A 427-nucleotide genomic window follows, 5' to 3' on the forward strand; every position below is an offset into this window, starting at 1 on the left:
TGAGATGAGTATGAGAGACAGGATAAATGAACATCATATTTTCTTGAGATTGTACCGAATGCTTTTATATGGTCACTATGGTCATGTGTAACAAAAATCGCATCTATTTCTTCAATTTTTTGATTTATAACTTCTAATTTTTCTTCTATTTTTTTTAAACTATAACCGACATCAACTAATATTTTTTTGCCGCCCACTTCAATAAAACTGCAATTCCCAGCACTACCGCTACCTAATACTGATATTTTCAATTTTAATTACCTCTTTTTCAGTCAAGTTTATTGTAATTATATATGTTGCAGTAAAAAATATTAATAAAAAAAGCAGTCTTTTCAAAATTTTTATTACCATATTTCTTCTTCCTCATAAATGTCTTTTTTTATATTAGAAATACTTTCTCTTATCTTAATTGTTGCATATGTTGGTT

1 protein-coding gene is annotated in these 427 nt (G+C 26.7%); it reads right to left on the reverse strand.

What is annotated here, in order from left to right; genetic code table 11:
* The coding region (locus AWT63_RS03255) for an MBL fold metallo-hydrolase (RefSeq protein WP_156414498.1) at nucleotides 1-251 on the reverse strand (251 nt) is incomplete at its 3' end.
* Between the last annotated feature and the right edge of the window lie 176 nt (nucleotides 252-427).

Origin of the sequence: Caviibacter abscessus (assembly GCF_001517835.1) — a bacterium.
GTDB classification, from domain to species: Bacteria; Fusobacteriota; Fusobacteriia; order Fusobacteriales; family Leptotrichiaceae; genus Caviibacter; species Caviibacter abscessus.